The organism is Lysobacter terrestris (assembly GCF_014489475.1).
GTDB classification, from domain to species: domain Bacteria; phylum Pseudomonadota; class Gammaproteobacteria; order Xanthomonadales; family Xanthomonadaceae; genus Agrilutibacter; species Agrilutibacter terrestris.
Map to the genome: position 1 here is coordinate 465,397 of NZ_CP060820.1, position 16,207 is coordinate 481,603.

Here is a 16,207-nt window from a genome sequence, read left to right on the forward strand (position 1 = left end):
CCCTACTCTTGCATCAGAGGATCGAAGACGCGGTGAGCGAATGCGCTGCCAGCGACGGCGTGTCGTCGTGCTTCACCAGCGCCTTGCCGGACAGCTTGCGCAGCGCGACATAGAACACCGGGGTGAGGAACAGGCCGAACAGGGTCACGCCCAGCATGCCGGCGAACACGGTGATGCCGGTGACCGAGCGGACTTCCGCACCGGCGCCATGCGACAGCACCAGCGGCACCGTGCCGGCGATGAAGGCGATCGAGGTCATCACGATCGGGCGCAGGCGCAGGCGGCAGGCTTCCAGCGCGGATTCGATGATGCCCTTGCCCTGCATCTCCAGCTCACGGGCGAACTCGACGATCAGGATCGCGTTCTTGCACGCCAGGCCCATCAGCACGACCAGGCCGACCTGCACGAATACGTTGTTGTCGCCGCCCGTCAGCATCACGCCGAGCAGTGCGGACAGCATGCACATCGGCACGATCAGGATCACCGCCAGCGGCAAGGTCCAGCTTTCGTACAATGCGGCCAGCACCAGGAACACCAGCAGGATCGCCAGCGGGAACACGACCAGCGCGGCATTGCCCTGCGTCGCCTGCTGGTAGCTCAGGTCGGTCCATTCGATGTCCATGCCGGTCGGCAGCACCTTCGCGGCAATACCCTTGACCACGTCCATCGACTGCGCCGACGACATCACGCGCGGATCAACGTCGCCGGCGATGTCGGCGGCCGGATAGCCGTTGTAGCGCAGCACCGGGTCGGGGCCGAAGGTCTGCTTGACCGTGACCATCGAGCCGATCGGCACCATCTCGCCACGGTCGTTGCGGGTACGCAGGTTGGCGATGTCCTCGACGCTGTCGCGGAACGAACCATCAGCCTGTGCGATCACCTGCCAGGTACGGCCGAACTGGTTGAAGTCGTTGACGTAGGCCGAACCCAGGTAGGTCTGCAGCGTGTCGAACAGTTCGGTCAGCGGCACGCCCTGCGCCTTGGCCTTGACGCGGTCGACTTCGGCGTCGAGCTGCGGCACGTTGGCCTGGTAGGTGCTGTTCGCGTAGCCCATGCCCGGAGTCTGCATCGCCGCGCCCTGGAAGGCGCTCACCGCGTTCTGCAGCGCGCCGTAACCCAGGTTGCTGCGGTCCTCGATGAACATCTGGTAGCCCGCGCCGTTGCCGAGGCCGAGGATCGGCGGCGGCATCAGGGCGAAGGTGAAGCCTTCCTGGAAGCCGGCGATCTTCTGGTTGATCTCGGCGGTGATCTCCGCAGCGCTACGGTCGCGGTCCTTGAACGGCTTGAGCGGCAGGAAGGCGACGCCGGTGTTCGGGGTGTTGGTGAACTGCACCGCGTTCAGGCCGGGGAAGGCGATGGAATGTTCGACGCCCTCGGTCTGCATCGCGACGTCGGTGACCTTCTTCAGCAACGCGTCGGTACGCGAGATGGAAGAACCTTCCGGCAGCTTCACCGCCGCGATCAGGTACAGCTTGTCCTGCAGCGGGATGAAGCCCGCGGGCACGATCTTGAACATCGCGCCGGTGGCGACCAGCAGCAGCGCATAGACCACGAACACCGCGCCGCGCTTGCCCAGGGTGCGCGAGACGGCGCCCTCGTAGCGTTCCGAGTTGCGCTTGAAGAAGCGGTTGAACGGACGGAACAGCCAGCCGAACAGCCGGTCGATCAGGCGCGACGGCGCGTCCTTCGCCGCGCCATGCGGCTTGAGCAGGCGCGCGGCCAGCGCCGGCGACAGGGTCAGCGAATTGATCGCCGAGATCACCGTCGAGATCGCGATGGTCACTGCGAACTGCTTGTAGAACTGGCCGGTCACGCCCGACAGGAACGCCATCGGTACGAACACCGCACAAAGCACCAGCGCGATCGCGATGATCGGTCCGGACACTTCCCGCATCGCCAGGTGCGCCGCCTCCAGCGGCGTGGCGCCGTGTTCGATGTGGCGCTCGACGTTCTCCACGACCACGATCGCGTCGTCGACCACGATGCCGATCGCCAGCACCAGGCCGAACAGGCTCAGGGTGTTGATCGAGAAGCCCAGCAGGTACAGCGCGGCGAACGTACCGACGATGGACACCGGCACGGCGATCAGCGGAATGACCGACGCGCGCCAGGTCTGCAGGAACAGGATCACCACCAGCACCACCAGCAGCACGGCTTCCAGCAGCGTGGTCACCACCGCCTTGATCGAATCGCGCACGAAGATGGTCGTGTCGTAGACCGCTTCGTACTTGATGCCGTCCGGGAAGGTCTTGGCGATGCGATCCATGTTCGCGATGACCTGCTTCTGGATCTCCAGCGCGTTGGCACCCGGGGCCTGGAAGATACCGATGCCGACCGCGTTCTTGCCGTCGAGCTGGGAACGCAGGCTGTAATCGCCGGCGCCCAGCTCCAGGCGCGCGACGTCGGACAGGCGGACGATCTCGCCGCCTTCGCCGCTCTTGAGCACGATGTTGCCGAACTCCTGCTCGCTGCGCAGGCGGCCCTGGGCGTTGATCAGGGTGAGGAAGTCGCTGTTGGGCATCGGCTCTGCGCCGAGCTGGCCGGCCGAGACCTGCACGTTCTGCTCGCGCATGGCACGCACGACGTCGCCGGCTGTCAAGCCGCGCGAGGCGATCTTGTCCGGATCGAGCCAGGCGCGCATCGCGTAGTCGCCGCCGCCGAAGATCTGCGCGTCGCCGACGCCGGGCAAGCGCGCCAGCGAGTCCTTGACGTGCAGGCGGGCGTAGTTGCGCAGGTACAGGGTGTCGTACTTGCCGTTCGGCGAAGTCAGGTGCACCACCATCAGGAACACCGGCGACTGCTTCTGCGTGGTCACGCCCTGCCGGCGCACGTCCTCGGGCAACCGTGCCAGCGCCTGGCTGACCCGGTTCTGCACGCGTACTGCGGCATCGTCGGCGTTGGTGCCGGGCTTGAAGGTCACGGTGATGGCCAGCACGCCGTCGGAACCGGCGACCGACTTGATGTACATCATGTCTTCGACGCCGTTGATCGCTTCCTCCAGCGGCGTGGCGACCGTTTCAGCGATCACCTTGGGGTTGGCGCCCGGATACACCGTGCGCACCATCACCGACGGCGGCACCACTTCCGGGTATTCGCTGATCGGCAGCATCGGGATCGCGATCAGGCCGGCGGCGAAGATCACGATCGACAGCACCGCGGCGAAGATCGGCCGGTCGATGAAGAATTTGGAGAAGTCCATGGAGGGATCCTTGCCCTGCGTGGCAGGCGCATTGGCATTGCATAGGGAAAGGCCGGCCCGACCCTCCCCGCTTCTAGGGGGAGGGGCACGAGGAGGGTCGGCGGCCTGAAGCCTTGGAGCCCCTTCCCCCGCGGCGAGGGAAGGTTCGGATCAGCCCTCCCCCGTCATGCGGGAGAGGGATAAACGCGCGTTACTTCGAACCGGCGGCGCTCGCCACCAGCGTCGGCGGCGGCGCGCCCATCGCGATCTGCTTCGGCGACACCGGCATGCCGGGGAAGAACACCTTCTGCACGCCGTGCACGATCACCTTGTCCGCCGGCGTGAGGCCCGACTGCACGACGCGCAGTCCGTCGATGCTGCGACCGAGCACCACGTCCTTGCGCACCGCCGCGTTCTTCGGGCCGAGCACGTAGACGTACTTGCGGTCCTGGTCGGTGAGCACGGCCTTGTCGTCGATCAGCAGCGCCTTGAACTCGCCGGTGCCCTGCAGCTGCACGCGGGCGAACAGGCCCGGCGTGAACAGGCGGTCCGGGTTCTTCAGCACCGCGCGGGCGCGGATCGTGCCGGTCGTCGGGTCGACCTGGTTGTCGACGAAATCGACCGTGCCCGCATGCGGGTAGCCGGTTTCGCTGGCGAGGCCGACGCGCACGGGGTTCTGCGTGTCCGCGCGTTCACCCTTGCGGGCGAGTTCGGCGTAGCGCAGGAAGCTCTGCTCGTCGCTTTCGAAGTACACGAACACCGGATCCTGCGAGACCACCGTGGTCAGCAGCGTGGCGTCGGCGGACGCGAGGTTGCCCTCGGTCACCAGCGCACGGCCGGCACGGCCATTGATCGGCGAGCGCACCTGGGTGAACTGCAGGTCGAGCTGCGCGGCGGTAACCGCGGCTTCGGCGGCACGCACCGCGGCGTTGGTGCCGGAGGTGTTGGCCTTGCGCTGTTCGAATTCCTCGCGCGAGATCGCCTTGGCTTCGATCAGCGTCTGCGCACGCGCGTCCTGCGCGTGGGCCAGGCGCGATTCGGCGCGGGCACGTTCGAGGTCGGCCTGGGCGCGATCCAGCGCGGCGCGGTACGGGCGCGGGTCGATCACGAACAGCAGGTCGCCCTTGTGGACTTCCTGGCCTTCGCCGTAGGCGACGCGCTGCACGTAACCGCTGACGCGCGGGCGCAGTTCGACGGTTTCCACCGCCGCGACGCGGCCGGTGAATTCGTCCCACTGGTGCACGTTCTTCGCCAGCACATTGGCGACGCTGACTTCGGGCGGCGGCGGCATGCCGGCGTTGGGCGCGGCTTCGCTGCTGCAACCGGCCAGCGCGAGCAGGATGGTGATGCCAGCCGCGAGTGCCAGCCATGGCAGGCCGGCTTCTGGCCGGAGCAGTCCTGAACGGGAGAGTTTCCTGCGGCTCATTTCGTACGCTCCTGGTTCTTTTTCTTGTGGGTGGATGTCGGGAGGGAGAAGTTCTGGAGCAGGGTGCGCACGTCCTGCAGACAGCGTGCTGGCAGTAGGGCGGCGTCGCTATCCATTTCTTGCGGTGCTTGCGTGGGCGAGTGCGGGGGAGATCCGGTGGTGCTGGACGATGGAGGCTGGTCCGGCTCCAGGGTCAAGCCCCTGCTTTCCTGTTCAGACGAATGGAGCGACGCCGGATCGACATCGGCGGACGACGGCAGCGGCGCCGGGATGTCGAAGTAGCGGTTGCATGCCTCGCTGCGGTAATCGATCACCGCCTCGGTGCAGCGCGCGTCGTTGCGGTGCTGGAGCAGCGCCAGCGCCTTGCGCCCGATGTGCTCCACGCACGGCCATTGCTGGCAGGCATGTTTCTCGTTGGCGTCGGTGCGCACCGGCGATTCGACTTCAAGCAGTTGCAGGCGCACCGCGTGCGCCTGCGCCTCGCCGTGCAGCACGCGCGCGAGCATGCGGATGGCGGCGGCGGCGATCGAGCGATGCCCGTAGCCCGCCCATGGATTGCGACCACCCGGCCCGCCGATCACGACGTAGCCGCAGTTGCGGCCGGACTGGGCCAGCCAGGGCAGCAGGTGGCGGGCCGCGACCAGTTGCGGCAGCACCGCTTCGTCGAAGGTGTGGCGCAGCTGCTCGGAGGACTGGTCGAGCAGGCGCCCGCGCTCCTCGCCCATGCCCAACGCGGCGATCACGCCGGCGAACGGCTTGCCGATCCGCTCCAGCTCGGCGACCAGCGCCGTGGCGCCAGCGTCGTCGGCCACGCTGCCGGCCAGTGTGTGCAGCTTGGCGCCGGGGTGGCGCTGGCGCAGGGCATCCAGCGCGTCCTGGTCGCGGGCAACGGCCACCACCGGCCAGCCGGCCTCGACCGCGGCCTTGACCGTCGCGCTGCCGACCGTACCGGTCGCGCCCAGAATGAGGACTGCAGGCTTCACCGTCCCACTCCCGGGACATTTTGGCCCGCATTCGGGACGATCGCGATTTTCCGCGCCCGCCGCTGCAGCCAGCTGATCACCGGCAGCAGGAACAGGGCCAAGGGCAGCGCCACGACCACCGAAAGCACGCCCGCCATCATCCAGGCTTCCGCGGCACCCGCGGAAATCGCCTGTTTCAGCGCGATCGCCGCCACGCCGAGGACGCCCACGAAGGCGACCAGCATGACCAGGACATAGGCGAATCGGGCACGGGGAGAGGACAACATGGCTGCAACACCGGGGGAACTGGGGCGCAGATTAGTCCCGCCACCGGCACTTGATTAGCCGTCGATTAAGGGAATAATTGTCCCGAAATCGGTCCAATCGGACCGTCCCCACCGGAGTCGCCCCCATGACCCGCGATCTCAACGACACCCTGATCTTCGTCAAGGTGGTCGAGCACGGCAGCTTCATCTCCGCGGCGCGCTCGTTGCGCCTGCCCAAGACCACCGTCAGCCGCAAGGTGCAGGAACTGGAAACGCGACTGGGCGCGCAACTGCTGCACCGGACCACGCGCAAGCTCGGCCTCACCGAGGCCGGCAACATCTACTTCGAACATTGCCAGCGCATCGCGCGCGAACTCGACGAAGCCGAGAGCGCCGTCGGCCAGCTGCAGAGCGGCCCGCGCGGTTGGTTGCGTTTCACTGCGCCCTACTCGCTCGGAGTCGAGAAGATCGCGCCGCTGCTCGGCGAGTTCCGCTCGCGCCATCCGGAAATCCGCGTCGAGATGCTGCTGAGCAACGAACCGCTGGACCTGATCGACAAGGAAATCGACGTCGCCCTGCGCGTCGGCAACCTGCCCGATTCGAACCTGGTCGCGCGCCGGCTCGCCGTGTTCCGCACCCAGGTCTTCGCCAGCCCGCAGTACATCGAACGCCACGGCGAACCGCTGCATCCGGACGACCTCGTGCACCACGCCACGCTGGCGATGCACAAGTCGCGCCGCAACGGCAACGGATTCGCGTGGACGCTCGACGATGGCGAGCGCACGTCCGACTTCCGCATCGAGCCAGTGTTCGTGGCCAACGACTTCGGCGCCATCAAGGGCGCGGTGCTGTGCGGCGAAGGCCTGATCCTGGCGGCCGACGTGATGATGAAGCCGTTGGCCGAGCATGGCTTCGTGCAGCGCGTGCTTGCCGGCTGGACCGGGCCGGAGTACGAATTCAACGCGGTGTTCCCGCGCGGCATGGTGCAGTCGCCGAAGGTGCGCGCGTTCGTCGACTTCCTGGTCGAACGCCTCAACTTCGACGCGAACTACATGGAAGAACTGTGCCCGATCTTCAAGCGCCAGCAGGAACTGCAGCAGGAGCAGAGCCGAGGCGCGGCCGAAGGCAAGAAGAAGGGCAAGCGCGCGGCCATTGTCACCGACGAAACGCCGCGCGAAGAAGACGACCTGGCGCTGGCCTGAGCCCGGAAACAGAAACGGCGCGATCCGAGGATCGCGCCGTTCGGTGAATCTGGTGGGCGATACAGGGTTCGAACCTGTGACCCCTACCATGTCAAGGTAGTGCTCTACCGCTGAGCTAATCGCCCGTCTGCAGCCAAAACACCGCTGCAAGGGGCGCGCAGTTTAGCCCGATGGGCGCTTCCGGGGCAAGGGTTTTTGTGGGGCGGGCTCAAGCCCGCTACCAACGTCCGCGAAATCCAAGGCGGGCCGGGGGGCCTACGCGGCGAACCCCGCCTCGCGCAGGCGCCGCAGCTGGTCGCGCACCGCGGCGGCGTCCTCGAACTCGAGGTCGCGGGCGTGCTTGTACATCTTCTGCTCCAGCGCCTTGATCCGCGCTGCGAACTGCGCGGGGCTGAGCGCGGCGTACTCGGCCGCCTCCTCCGCCACCTTGCGCGCCCTGCCCTTGGCCTTGAGCGCATCGGGATCGACGCGGGCGCCTTCCATGATGTCGACGATCGGCTTGGCGACCGATTTCGGCGTGATGCCGTGAATCTGGTTGTACTCGACCTGTTTGTGCCGGCGGCGGTCGGTTTCATCGATCGCGGCCTGCATCGATTTCGTCACCCGATCCGCGTACAGGATCGCCTTGCCGCGCAGGTTGCGCGCGGCGCGGCCGATGGTCTGGATCAATGACCCGGTCGAACGCAGGAAGCCCTCCTTGTCGGCATCGAGGATCGCCACCAGCGACACCTCCGGCATGTCCAGGCCTTCGCGCAGCAGGTTGATGCCGACCAGCACGTCGAACACGCCCTTGCGCAGGTCGCGGATGATCTCCACGCGCTCCACCGTGTCGATGTCGGAGTGCAGGTAACGCACGCGGACGCCGTGCTCGCCGAGGTATTCGGTGAGGTTCTCGGCCATGCGCTTGGTCAGCGTTGTGATCAGCACGCGGTCGCCCATCGCGACGCGCTCGTGGATCTCGCCGAGCACGTCGTCGACCTGGGTGGCGACCGGGCGGATCTCGACCTGCGGATCGATCAGGCCGGTCGGGCGCACCACCAGTTCGGTGATCTGCCCCTCGGAATGCTTCAACTCGTACGGACCGGGCGTAGCCGAGACGAAGATCGCGCGCGGCGAACGGCCTTCCCATTCCTCGAATTTCAACGGCCGGTTATCCAGCGCCGACGGCATGCGGAAACCGAATTCGACCAGCGTCTCCTTGCGCGAGCGGTCGCCCTTGTACATGGCGCCGACCTGCGGGACGGTGACGTGCGATTCGTCGACCACCAGCAGCGCGTCGGGCGGCAGGTAGTCGAACAGGCACGGTGGCGGCTCGCCGGGCATGTGCCCGGTGAGGTGACGGCTGTAGTTCTCGATGCCGTTGCAGTAGCCGACTTCGGCCAGCATCTCCAGGTCGAACTGGGTGCGTTGCGCCAGGCGTTGCGCTTCGACCAGCTTGTTCTGCGCGTACAGCTGCTCCAGGCGCTCGCGCAGCTCGTCCTTGATCGCGGTGATCGCGTCCAGCACGGTGCGGCGCGAGGTAACGTAGTGCGAACCGGGGTAGATCGTGTAGCGCGGCAGCTTGCGCAGCGTCTCGCCGGTGAGCGGATCGAACATGGTGAGGTTCTCGATCTCGCCGTCGAACAGCTCGATGCGCAGCGCCTCGGCATCGCTTTCCGCCGGGTGCACGTCGATCACCTCGCCGCGCACGCGGTAGGTCGCGCGGCGCAGCTCGGTGTCGTTGCGGGTGTACTGCATCTCGGTGAGGCGGCGGATCAGCTCGCGCTGTTCGATGCGCTCGCCACGCACCATGTGCAGCACCATCTTGAAGTATTCGTTCGGGTCGCCCAGGCCGTAGATCGCGGAGACCGTGCAGACGATGATCGCGTCCTTGCGCTCCAGCAGCGCCTTGGTCGCCGACAGGCGCATCTGCTCGATGTGCTCGTTCACCGAGCTGTCCTTCTCGATGTAGGTATCGGAGGACGGGACGTAGGCTTCCGGCTGGTAGTAATCGTAATAGCTGACGAAGTATTCGACCGCGTTGTGCGGGAAAAACGCCTTGAACTCGCCGTACAGCTGCGCCGCCAGCGTCTTGTTGGGCGCCATCACGATGGTCGGCTTCTGCACCCGTTCCACGACGTTGGCGATGGTGTAGGTCTTGCCGGAGCCGGTGACGCCCAGCAGGGTCTGGTGCGCCAGGCCGTTCTCGAAGCCGGCCACCAGTTTCTCGATGGCCGGCGGCTGATCGCCGGACGGCTTGTATGGCGCAACCAACTGGAAGCCGGCCGGATGGATGAGTTCGTTCATGAGCCTGCGGGGGAGAAGGCAATCGCTGAGTGTAGCCAGTCCCGGAGATGAGGGCGGGTGCGGACTTTTCCTACCCGCAACCGCGCGGCGCGCCGACTGCAGAGGGTGAACGGGTCAGCGAGGATGCCGGCGTTCCAGGACCGGAGCCCCGAGATGCCCTACCCCGTGAAAGGATTCACCCTGATCGAAGCACTCGTCGTGATGACCGTCGGCACGATCCTGCTGGCGGTCGCCGTACCGGCGCTATCGCATGCGAAGGCGGCGGCGAGCTCCGGCTCGGTACGGGCGGAGCTGGCCGCCAGCCTGCTCGACGCCGTGAACCACTCGGCCATCGCCGGCACCGAAGTGGTCGTCTGCCCGCGATCCGCCTCCGGGCAATGCACCGGAACCCCCGTCTGGGACGGCGGCTGGATGGTCTACGCCGACATCAATGGCGACCGCGTCCACGATCCCAACGAAACCCTGCTGGTGCAGACCGGACCGATCGACGCATCCGTCCACCTGCGCTCGACGTCCGGCCGGACGCGACTGATCTTCCAGCCCAACGGCGGCAACGCCGGCTCGAACGTCACCTTCACCCTGTGCGACTCCCGCGGCACGGGCCACGCGGTGACCCTGGTGCTGTCGAACGCGGGGCAGCTGCGGAGCGGCAGCCCGACACCGGAGGCCGCTAGGGCCTGCGTATACGGCAGCTAGCGCGGAGCCCGGAAAAACAAAGGGCCCGCCGAAGCGGACCCTTTGCGTTCAATCTGGCGCCCGAAGTTGGACTCGAACCAACGACCCCCTGATTAACAGTCAAGTGCTCTAACCGGCTGAGCTATTCGGGCGGGGCGCGTATTGTGCGATGCCGACTTCAGGACGTCAACCGATCGATCAGTTCTCCCAAGGCTTGTTCCATGCGGACACGGACATCGTCCAAGTGCCCCTGACCTTGTCGACCGTACAAGACTGTACCGTCGCCCCGGTCACGCTCCCTTGCGAGGTGAACTGCACCTGGAATACGGCATCCGCGCTGGCATTACTGAAGGCAATCGTCGTGGTCTCCGAAGTCTTGCCATCGGTCGTCCCGTTCGCGGGCGCCGGCATCGACGTGCCTACGCTGCCCGTACCGGCCACAACCGTCACGGAAGTGACTCCGAGGTTGTTCAGATACGGCACGCTGACGGCCAGGGTTGCCGGAGGCGACTGGTTCGCCAGGTTCGTGCAGCTCGCAGTCGACAGCGTCGACGTGGTTGTTCCTTCGGTCCAGTAGTTCTGCAGGGTGAACGATCCGGACATGGGTGCCGTGGTCGCGTTCGTCCTGCAACGGATGTCTCCGGTGGCCGGCGTAGTACAGTCGTCCACATCGGTTCCCAAGGCGTACTTTGCGGACTTGTTGATACCAGTGCCGCTAACGCGCAGGTAGAAACTCAGGCCATCGTTCCCGGCACCCTGGCCAACCTCGAACGCCTGCGCGTCATCCAGCATCGCCGTGTCGTCCAGCGGGTCCACACCGAACTCCTCCCTGTCGTAGACGTCCGGCGTGCCATCGTTGTTGGTGTCGGCAGCCAGCGCATACACCGCCAGGCCCGAGTTGGACGTCCGCGTGTAGCCGGTATTGAGGCTCTCGCCTTCCGCGATGCCCTTGGTACGGCCACCGAACGGCTCCGACGGATTGCTGCTCATCAGGTTGCTGGTGTTCACCTGAAGGACATCCTCATCCTCCGCCAGCCACTTCGCGATCTCGGTCATGTTGATCGTGGTGAAGGGAAGGTACGGCAGGATGCAGTCGTACTTGGGCTTGGACGGCGGGCAGGCGCCATCGTCGTCGTTGTCCGCCAGGATGTCCTTGATGCGCTTGCGGGCATCGGCTTCCAAGTAGTCCACGTACAGCCCGCGACCGTGCAGGTAGCGCCAATCGTTGTTGACGTTCGGCGTTTCCACCACGATCGGATCGGCATTCAACCCGCGCGCATCATCGTCGAACAACGTGTCGGCGTTCGTGGGCGCTGTGCCCGAATCGGTTGCGAGCGTCGTCTGGTAGCCAGCCGAGTAGTCCTTCACGAAAGTACTGTAGGCATCCTTCGCCGCGGTTGTAGGCACGCCGGACTTCGCGTCCACGCTGGATACCGGCGTCGTCTCGAGCAGGCCGAAGTGCCGCGAATAGGTGTCCGCAGCCACGCGCCAGAAACCGTCGACGCGGATCACCCGGCACGCCTGAATGTAACTGGTCGTCGAGGCCACATAAGCACCCATGCTGTTGCGTGAATACTTCTCCGCCCCAGTGCTCTCGTTTGCGTCCGTGTTTATCCTGCGCTCTGGGTCGTATTTCGCGACAGCGTTGTCCGGGTCGGCGGCCGAACGAGCGACACCATCGTGGTGGTCGCGACAGCACTGCGTGCACAAGTCGCTCTGCACGACACCGCTGGTTGGCCCCGACCTCACCGCCTGACCAGGGGCAACGGTACTGGAAGGTGTTGGGACATAGACGTCATAGCGTTCGCCCGTCCAGATCGCCGGCCACTGCGCCGTGTAGTAGATGGAGTTGGTATCGGTTTCACCCGACCCCATGGAGCACTTGCATCGCACCAGCTCGTTTTCGAACCGCTTCTGGATGAGCGAGCTGCCATCCCCACCGGGGATGTAGTTCAGCACGTTGAAACGGGTGCCGACGATGCGCTGGTTGCGACCGTCTTCCTTGAGTTCCGGCTTCGGATTGGAGGCCGCCGATGAGGAGCCGTCGCCCAGCGCCACCGGGATCATGCCCGCGGTGACCGGATTGTCCTGGCGCACGATGGGGGCGCCGCCGCCGCTTGTATCGGAATCAGGCGGCACCATCAGGTTGCTCACCATGCCCAGCGGGCTGATGTCGGATACGCTACGGAGGGAATGACTGGTGCCGTTTGAATCGGTCCAGACGGCGGTCAGCCGGACCCGCTTGAACTGCGCCGCGTTCGGATCCGAAACCGCACCGGTTTCCGCAAATGTCGTATCGCCAGACCAGGTTTGCACGGCCTGCGTGACACTCAGCGCACCGATACTCGCGTCTGAGCACACAGAGGCAGGCACCCAATCCGGGGGCGTTGTCGTCGCGCAGCTGTCACTGCCGGCGACAATGCTGTCGTAAGGACCATTGCGGAGGAATTCCATCCGCCCAGCCACGACCGCGGCAACGCGGCCGCGCACCTTGGCTTCCGCAGAGGCCTTGGTCAGACTGCCTTGCAAGGCTGTCAATGCCAGCAAGCCGGTAGCGAGCACGACAACCGCGATCAGGATTTCGATCAGGCTGAAGCCCTTGTTCCGGACCCGAAATGAACGATGATGGGTCATGTCGATCACCTGATTAGAAGGAAACCCGGTCGGTCCACGCACCCGGCAGGCTTGCCGGGGTCAGGCCCTGCTGCTCGTTCAATCGGCGCAGCACCGTTGCATCGCTGATGACCGCGGATGTGCCGTTGGCCTTCATCTGGCCCTGCAGCACCAAGGCCCCGTAGATGGCCGCGCCAGCGTTCATCTGCAGGATGCAGTTGCTCGGGCATCCACCGGTGCCGCTGCCGCCCGTCGCCGGGTTCAGGGCCGTCGCGGTTGAGCGCACAAAGACCATGCCGAACACCACGCCCTGGATGCTTACTGGGCCGTCCAGCACCAGGATCACTGGATTCTCGGCCGTGCCGACCTGCTTGCCTGATCCGATGTCACATCCGGTCTGACACCAGATGATGCCCTTGGCATCGGCATTGGAATTCGGCGCGCTGGTGTTGAACAGCGAGTTGCTACCGAGCTTCCCGGTGCGCACCAGCGTCTGGTTCGCGGTCAGCGGGATGATCTTGTCGGCGTTGGCATACAGATAGGCCTCGTCCGGACCAACGCTGGCCGTAACGCCGTTGTCCGGGTTCGTATAGGACACGCTCGGAAGTTTGGTCTCAGCGAAGCAATCGCTATTGCCATCGCTCCAGACCTTCACCCCAAACAGGAACTGGAAAAGATCCTTGGGGAACTCACAGGTGGGATAGGAGTTCGCATCGGCACGCACGTTCCAATTGGCCCCAGTGCCGCGTACCAAGGACGAGCCTTCGACGTCAAGAATATCCATGCCCTCGGCCTGCACATTGCCGCTGGAGTCGTAGCTGATGGAATTGGGAGCACCGTTCGCGTCGCACTTGCACTCGTCGCAACGGATCGTGCCTTGGTAAGGCGTGGGCGTCACGCTTCCTTGGGTGTAGCGAAAAAACTCGTCCGCATAGCACGTATTGGTAGTGCCCGTCTTGGCAACATTGAGTCGCGACCAGATCGACACCGGCACGCCGGCGCCGCCCGAGTTGGGATTGGTGACGACCTGGAGGCCACCCGTGATGTCGATGCTTCCCGAAGCCGTGATCGGGGGCTTGCCCAAGGGATTGTTGAGCTTGGGATACTGACCCAGCGTCTGGATGAGCGTGGCGCTGGCGGACTCACCTGGAATCTTGGCGACGCTGACGAACGTGACGATCCGCAGCGTGGTGGTTGTAGCGCCAGTGCCGTTTCCGCACTGCAACGGGGTCGTGGCCGGCGCCGCTGGATCGGGGCGCTCGACGAAACACATGAGCGGCGCAACACCATATGCGACCGTGCCGCCATCGCCCGACGCGGAAATCTTGGAGCTGGTCGGGAGGGCCAGCATGTAATTGGCGAGTTCCGGTGCCAGACCGGTGATCGTGTGGCTTGTCTGCTTCAGCTTGTACAACGTGGCTCGACGCGCGGTATCCGCCGTTCCATCGCCATCGGTGTCGATCAGCGCGTCGCTTACGGCACCGCAGGGGAAAAGGTCATCGTCCGCGTCGCACTTCTCCCATGTGCCCGGATCGGGCTCCAGCATCTCGGTATTCTGGTGCATCAGATACTCGAAGCCTTGCGCCAAGCCCGCCTCGGCCACGTCGTTGACCGCTTTTGCGCGAATGTCGTTGCCAGTGCTGCGCTGCTCGAACACGCCGACGTTCAACGCGGCGAACGTCATTATTGCGGCGAGCAGCAACAACAGTATCGCCACCAGCAGGGCCGATCCTGATTCGCGACCGCGAGGAATCAGACGGGATTGATCCATGTTCATTCTGGGTACTCCTGAATCCTGCCGTCAGGTGCCGTCGCCGAGCGAACGGACGAAAATGGCTTGGCGCATCGTGCGGGTGATGCCCTCGCTGCCACTGCCAACCGTGCCCGTTATCGTGATGTCGTACTGGCGGGTGGTGGTGGAACTGGACGAGGGGCTGATCGTGAAGCTGGTGATCGCAATCTGATCCGAGCCGAGCGGCACGCCAGTGGACGCGCAGGTCGCATTGGCTTGTGTGGAAGCCGCGGTGAGCACCAGGCGATTGGTTGCCGTATCCCTGCGGATGCTCCTCCAGTTGCCACCCACGCCCCCTTGGTATGCATATCGGAGACACCCGGCAGTGGCGGTATTCACTACGTACAGCTGGCTTCCGGTCGCCTGCGTCGCTTCCGTCAAGGGATCGACGACACCGCGCGCGCGCTTGAAGTCGTTCGCCACCACGGCGAGTGTCGCGCGCAGCTCCTGGGTAAGCCGGGTCGCGCGCAGCGTCTGGTTGTTCGCCCGGATCATCGCCAGCACGAGGGCAATCACCGCACCAACCACAATCAGGCCCAGCACCATGGCCACCATCAGCTCGACCAGGCTGAAGCCTCGGGAGCCGGAACCGGTGGATCGCTTCATCAATTTGGTCCTCGTCAACTGCATGAGGGAACCCCGGCCATGGCGGGCGAGCCACTAGGCACGCATACGGTCGCTTGCCCCAACGGCCGAATGATGACTCGCGCCGTGTAGGTGCCACTTGGCGATGACAGGTTCACGGTCTGCTCTGCCACGGGACTGATCAGACCAAGATTGCCGTCGAAGACCAAAGCCGTCGTCGTGCCGGAGATGGCGACATTGGCATGTTTGCCGGGTGGAACCAGCAGGGTCTCGCCGCCGACCGAGCAGGCCGGCGATGAAGCGGTGCAGTCGCACGCCGAGGCGCTGCCGGCGGCATTGCCTCCGGTTGGCGCGGACGCGGCATTGGCCCCCATGCACCAGCCCGCTGCGGTGGAACCGAAGGACACGTTCACGTCGCGGTCCAGCTTGACGGCACCCGCCCTTGCACTGGACATCACGCTCACCAGGTCGTCCGTTGCCGCACGGAGGCGATAACGGTCGATCATGTCCCGGTAGGAAGGCGCGGCCATCACGGCCAAGATGGCCACGATGGCCACAACCACCATGAGTTCGATCAGCGTGAATCCGCTGGAGTTCCTTGCGTGCACGACATCCCCTCGCGCTTGGTCGAATTGGACTCTAGAAAGCAGGGTCCGCAGGGGCAAGCCTTGCCGGACGAATGGTCACCCAAGGGCGATGGGCGCGCCCAAGGTCCATTGGAAAGCCGACGACCGGTGCTACGATCTGCCATCGCAACCGGGGGATGGGCCATGCGCGTGCAACGCGGTTTTACGCTGATCGAACTCATGATCGTCGTTATGGTGATCGCCATCCTGGCGGCCATCGCGATCCCGAACTATCTGGAACAGAGCAAGAAAGGCCGGCGCGCGGATGCGGTGCGCGCGGTTGGGGAGTACCAACTGGAAATGGAGCGCTGGCGTGCGGAGTGCTACACGTATGCAGAAGTGAACACGTGCAAGGACACCGACGGGGATGGAACGGTAGAGACCGGCGAGAGAGGTTATCCGTCAGCGCCGACCTCTAGCTTCTATAGCATCCCTAGCGGCGGCCTCACTGCATCGGAAACCGCCTACAGCATCACACTCCAGCCCTCCGGCAAACAGGCCGGCGATCGCTGCGGAAATCTCGTAGGGAACAATACCAACAAGCAGAAGCCCGCGTGGTCCGTGGCTAGCTGCAACCAATAATGCGGAGGGTGGCC

The 16,207-nt window shown here is 65.2% G+C and carries 12 protein-coding genes and 2 tRNA genes; 3 read left to right on the plus strand and 11 right to left on the minus strand.

What is annotated here, in order from left to right; translation table 11 throughout:
• Window positions 1–13: 13 nt before the first annotated feature.
• The 4 genes from H8B22_RS02220 to H8B22_RS02235 form a co-directional block, all read right to left on the minus strand.
• Window positions 14–3,199 carry an efflux RND transporter permease subunit gene (locus H8B22_RS02220; RefSeq protein ID WP_187712504.1) on the minus strand — a complete coding sequence of 1,062 codons (3,186 nt, stop codon included), beginning with the start codon at window positions 3,197–3,199 and terminating at the stop codon, window positions 14–16.
• Between the two features lie 190 nt (window positions 3,200–3,389).
• Window positions 3,390–4,604 (minus strand): efflux RND transporter periplasmic adaptor subunit, encoded by a 1,215-nt coding sequence (locus H8B22_RS02225; protein ID WP_187712505.1) that lies wholly within the window; start codon window positions 4,602–4,604, stop codon window positions 3,390–3,392.
• Entirely contained in the window at window positions 4,601–5,587 is a 987-nt protein-coding gene (locus H8B22_RS02230) for an SDR family NAD(P)-dependent oxidoreductase (protein ID WP_187712506.1), read from the minus strand. Before H8B22_RS02230 ends, H8B22_RS02225 begins: the two co-directional genes overlap by 4 nt.
• Window positions 5,584–5,811: a hypothetical protein gene (locus H8B22_RS02235; protein ID WP_187712507.1), complete on the minus strand. Its 228-nt coding sequence runs from the start codon at window positions 5,809–5,811 to the stop codon at window positions 5,584–5,586. Before H8B22_RS02235 ends, H8B22_RS02230 begins: the two co-directional genes overlap by 4 nt.
• Before the next feature lie 167 nt (window positions 5,812–5,978).
• On the opposite strand from H8B22_RS02235, the gene H8B22_RS02240 reads away from it, so the two are divergent.
• Complete coding sequence (locus H8B22_RS02240; protein ID WP_187712508.1) at window positions 5,979–7,034, plus strand: LysR family transcriptional regulator; 1,056 nt, start codon at window positions 5,979–5,981, stop codon at window positions 7,032–7,034.
• A 50-nt stretch (window positions 7,035–7,084) separates the two neighbouring features.
• Here the strand turns inward: H8B22_RS02240 and H8B22_RS02245 are convergent.
• Both H8B22_RS02245 and uvrB read right to left on the minus strand, forming a co-directional pair.
• A tRNA-Val gene (locus H8B22_RS02245) sits at window positions 7,085–7,159 on the minus strand.
• A 130-nt stretch (window positions 7,160–7,289) separates the two neighbouring features.
• On the minus strand, window positions 7,290–9,320 hold the full coding sequence (gene uvrB, locus H8B22_RS02250) for an excinuclease ABC subunit UvrB (protein WP_187712509.1): 2,031 nt from the start codon (window positions 9,318–9,320) through the stop codon (window positions 7,290–7,292).
• Window positions 9,321–9,473: 153 nt separating this feature from the next.
• Between uvrB and H8B22_RS02255 the strand changes: the two genes are divergently transcribed.
• Window positions 9,474–10,016, plus strand: a complete 543-nt coding sequence (locus H8B22_RS02255; protein ID WP_187712510.1) for a GspH/FimT family pseudopilin — start codon at window positions 9,474–9,476, stop codon at window positions 10,014–10,016.
• Between the two features lie 54 nt (window positions 10,017–10,070).
• On the opposite strand, the gene H8B22_RS02260 is transcribed toward H8B22_RS02255, so the two are convergent.
• The 5 genes from H8B22_RS02260 to H8B22_RS02280 form a co-directional block, all read right to left on the minus strand.
• Window positions 10,071–10,147: transfer RNA gene (locus tag H8B22_RS02260), tRNA-Asn, on the minus strand.
• Window positions 10,148–10,193: 46 nt separating this feature from the next.
• On the minus strand, window positions 10,194–12,629 hold the full coding sequence (locus H8B22_RS02265) for a type IV pilus modification PilV family protein (protein WP_225876317.1): 2,436 nt from the start codon (window positions 12,627–12,629) through the stop codon (window positions 10,194–10,196).
• A 13-nt stretch (window positions 12,630–12,642) separates the two neighbouring features.
• Window positions 12,643–14,385 (minus strand): hypothetical protein, encoded by a 1,743-nt coding sequence (locus H8B22_RS02270; protein WP_187712512.1) that lies wholly within the window; start codon window positions 14,383–14,385, stop codon window positions 12,643–12,645.
• 24 nt (window positions 14,386–14,409) lie between these two features.
• On the minus strand, window positions 14,410–15,006 hold the full coding sequence (locus H8B22_RS02275) for a PilW family protein (RefSeq protein WP_187712513.1): 597 nt from the start codon (window positions 15,004–15,006) through the stop codon (window positions 14,410–14,412).
• A 14-nt stretch (window positions 15,007–15,020) separates the two neighbouring features.
• Window positions 15,021–15,593 carry a GspH/FimT family pseudopilin gene (locus H8B22_RS02280; RefSeq protein WP_284690671.1) on the minus strand — a complete coding sequence of 191 codons (573 nt, stop codon included), beginning with the start codon at window positions 15,591–15,593 and terminating at the stop codon, window positions 15,021–15,023.
• Here H8B22_RS02280 and H8B22_RS14900 point away from each other — a divergent pair.
• The gene (locus tag H8B22_RS14900) at window positions 15,588–16,193 is read left to right on the plus strand and encodes a type IV pilin protein (protein ID WP_284690672.1); all 606 of its coding nucleotides are present in this window, start codon (window positions 15,588–15,590) and stop codon (window positions 16,191–16,193) included. The genes H8B22_RS02280 and H8B22_RS14900 overlap by 6 nt on opposite strands.
• Window positions 16,194–16,207: the final 14 nt, after the last annotated feature.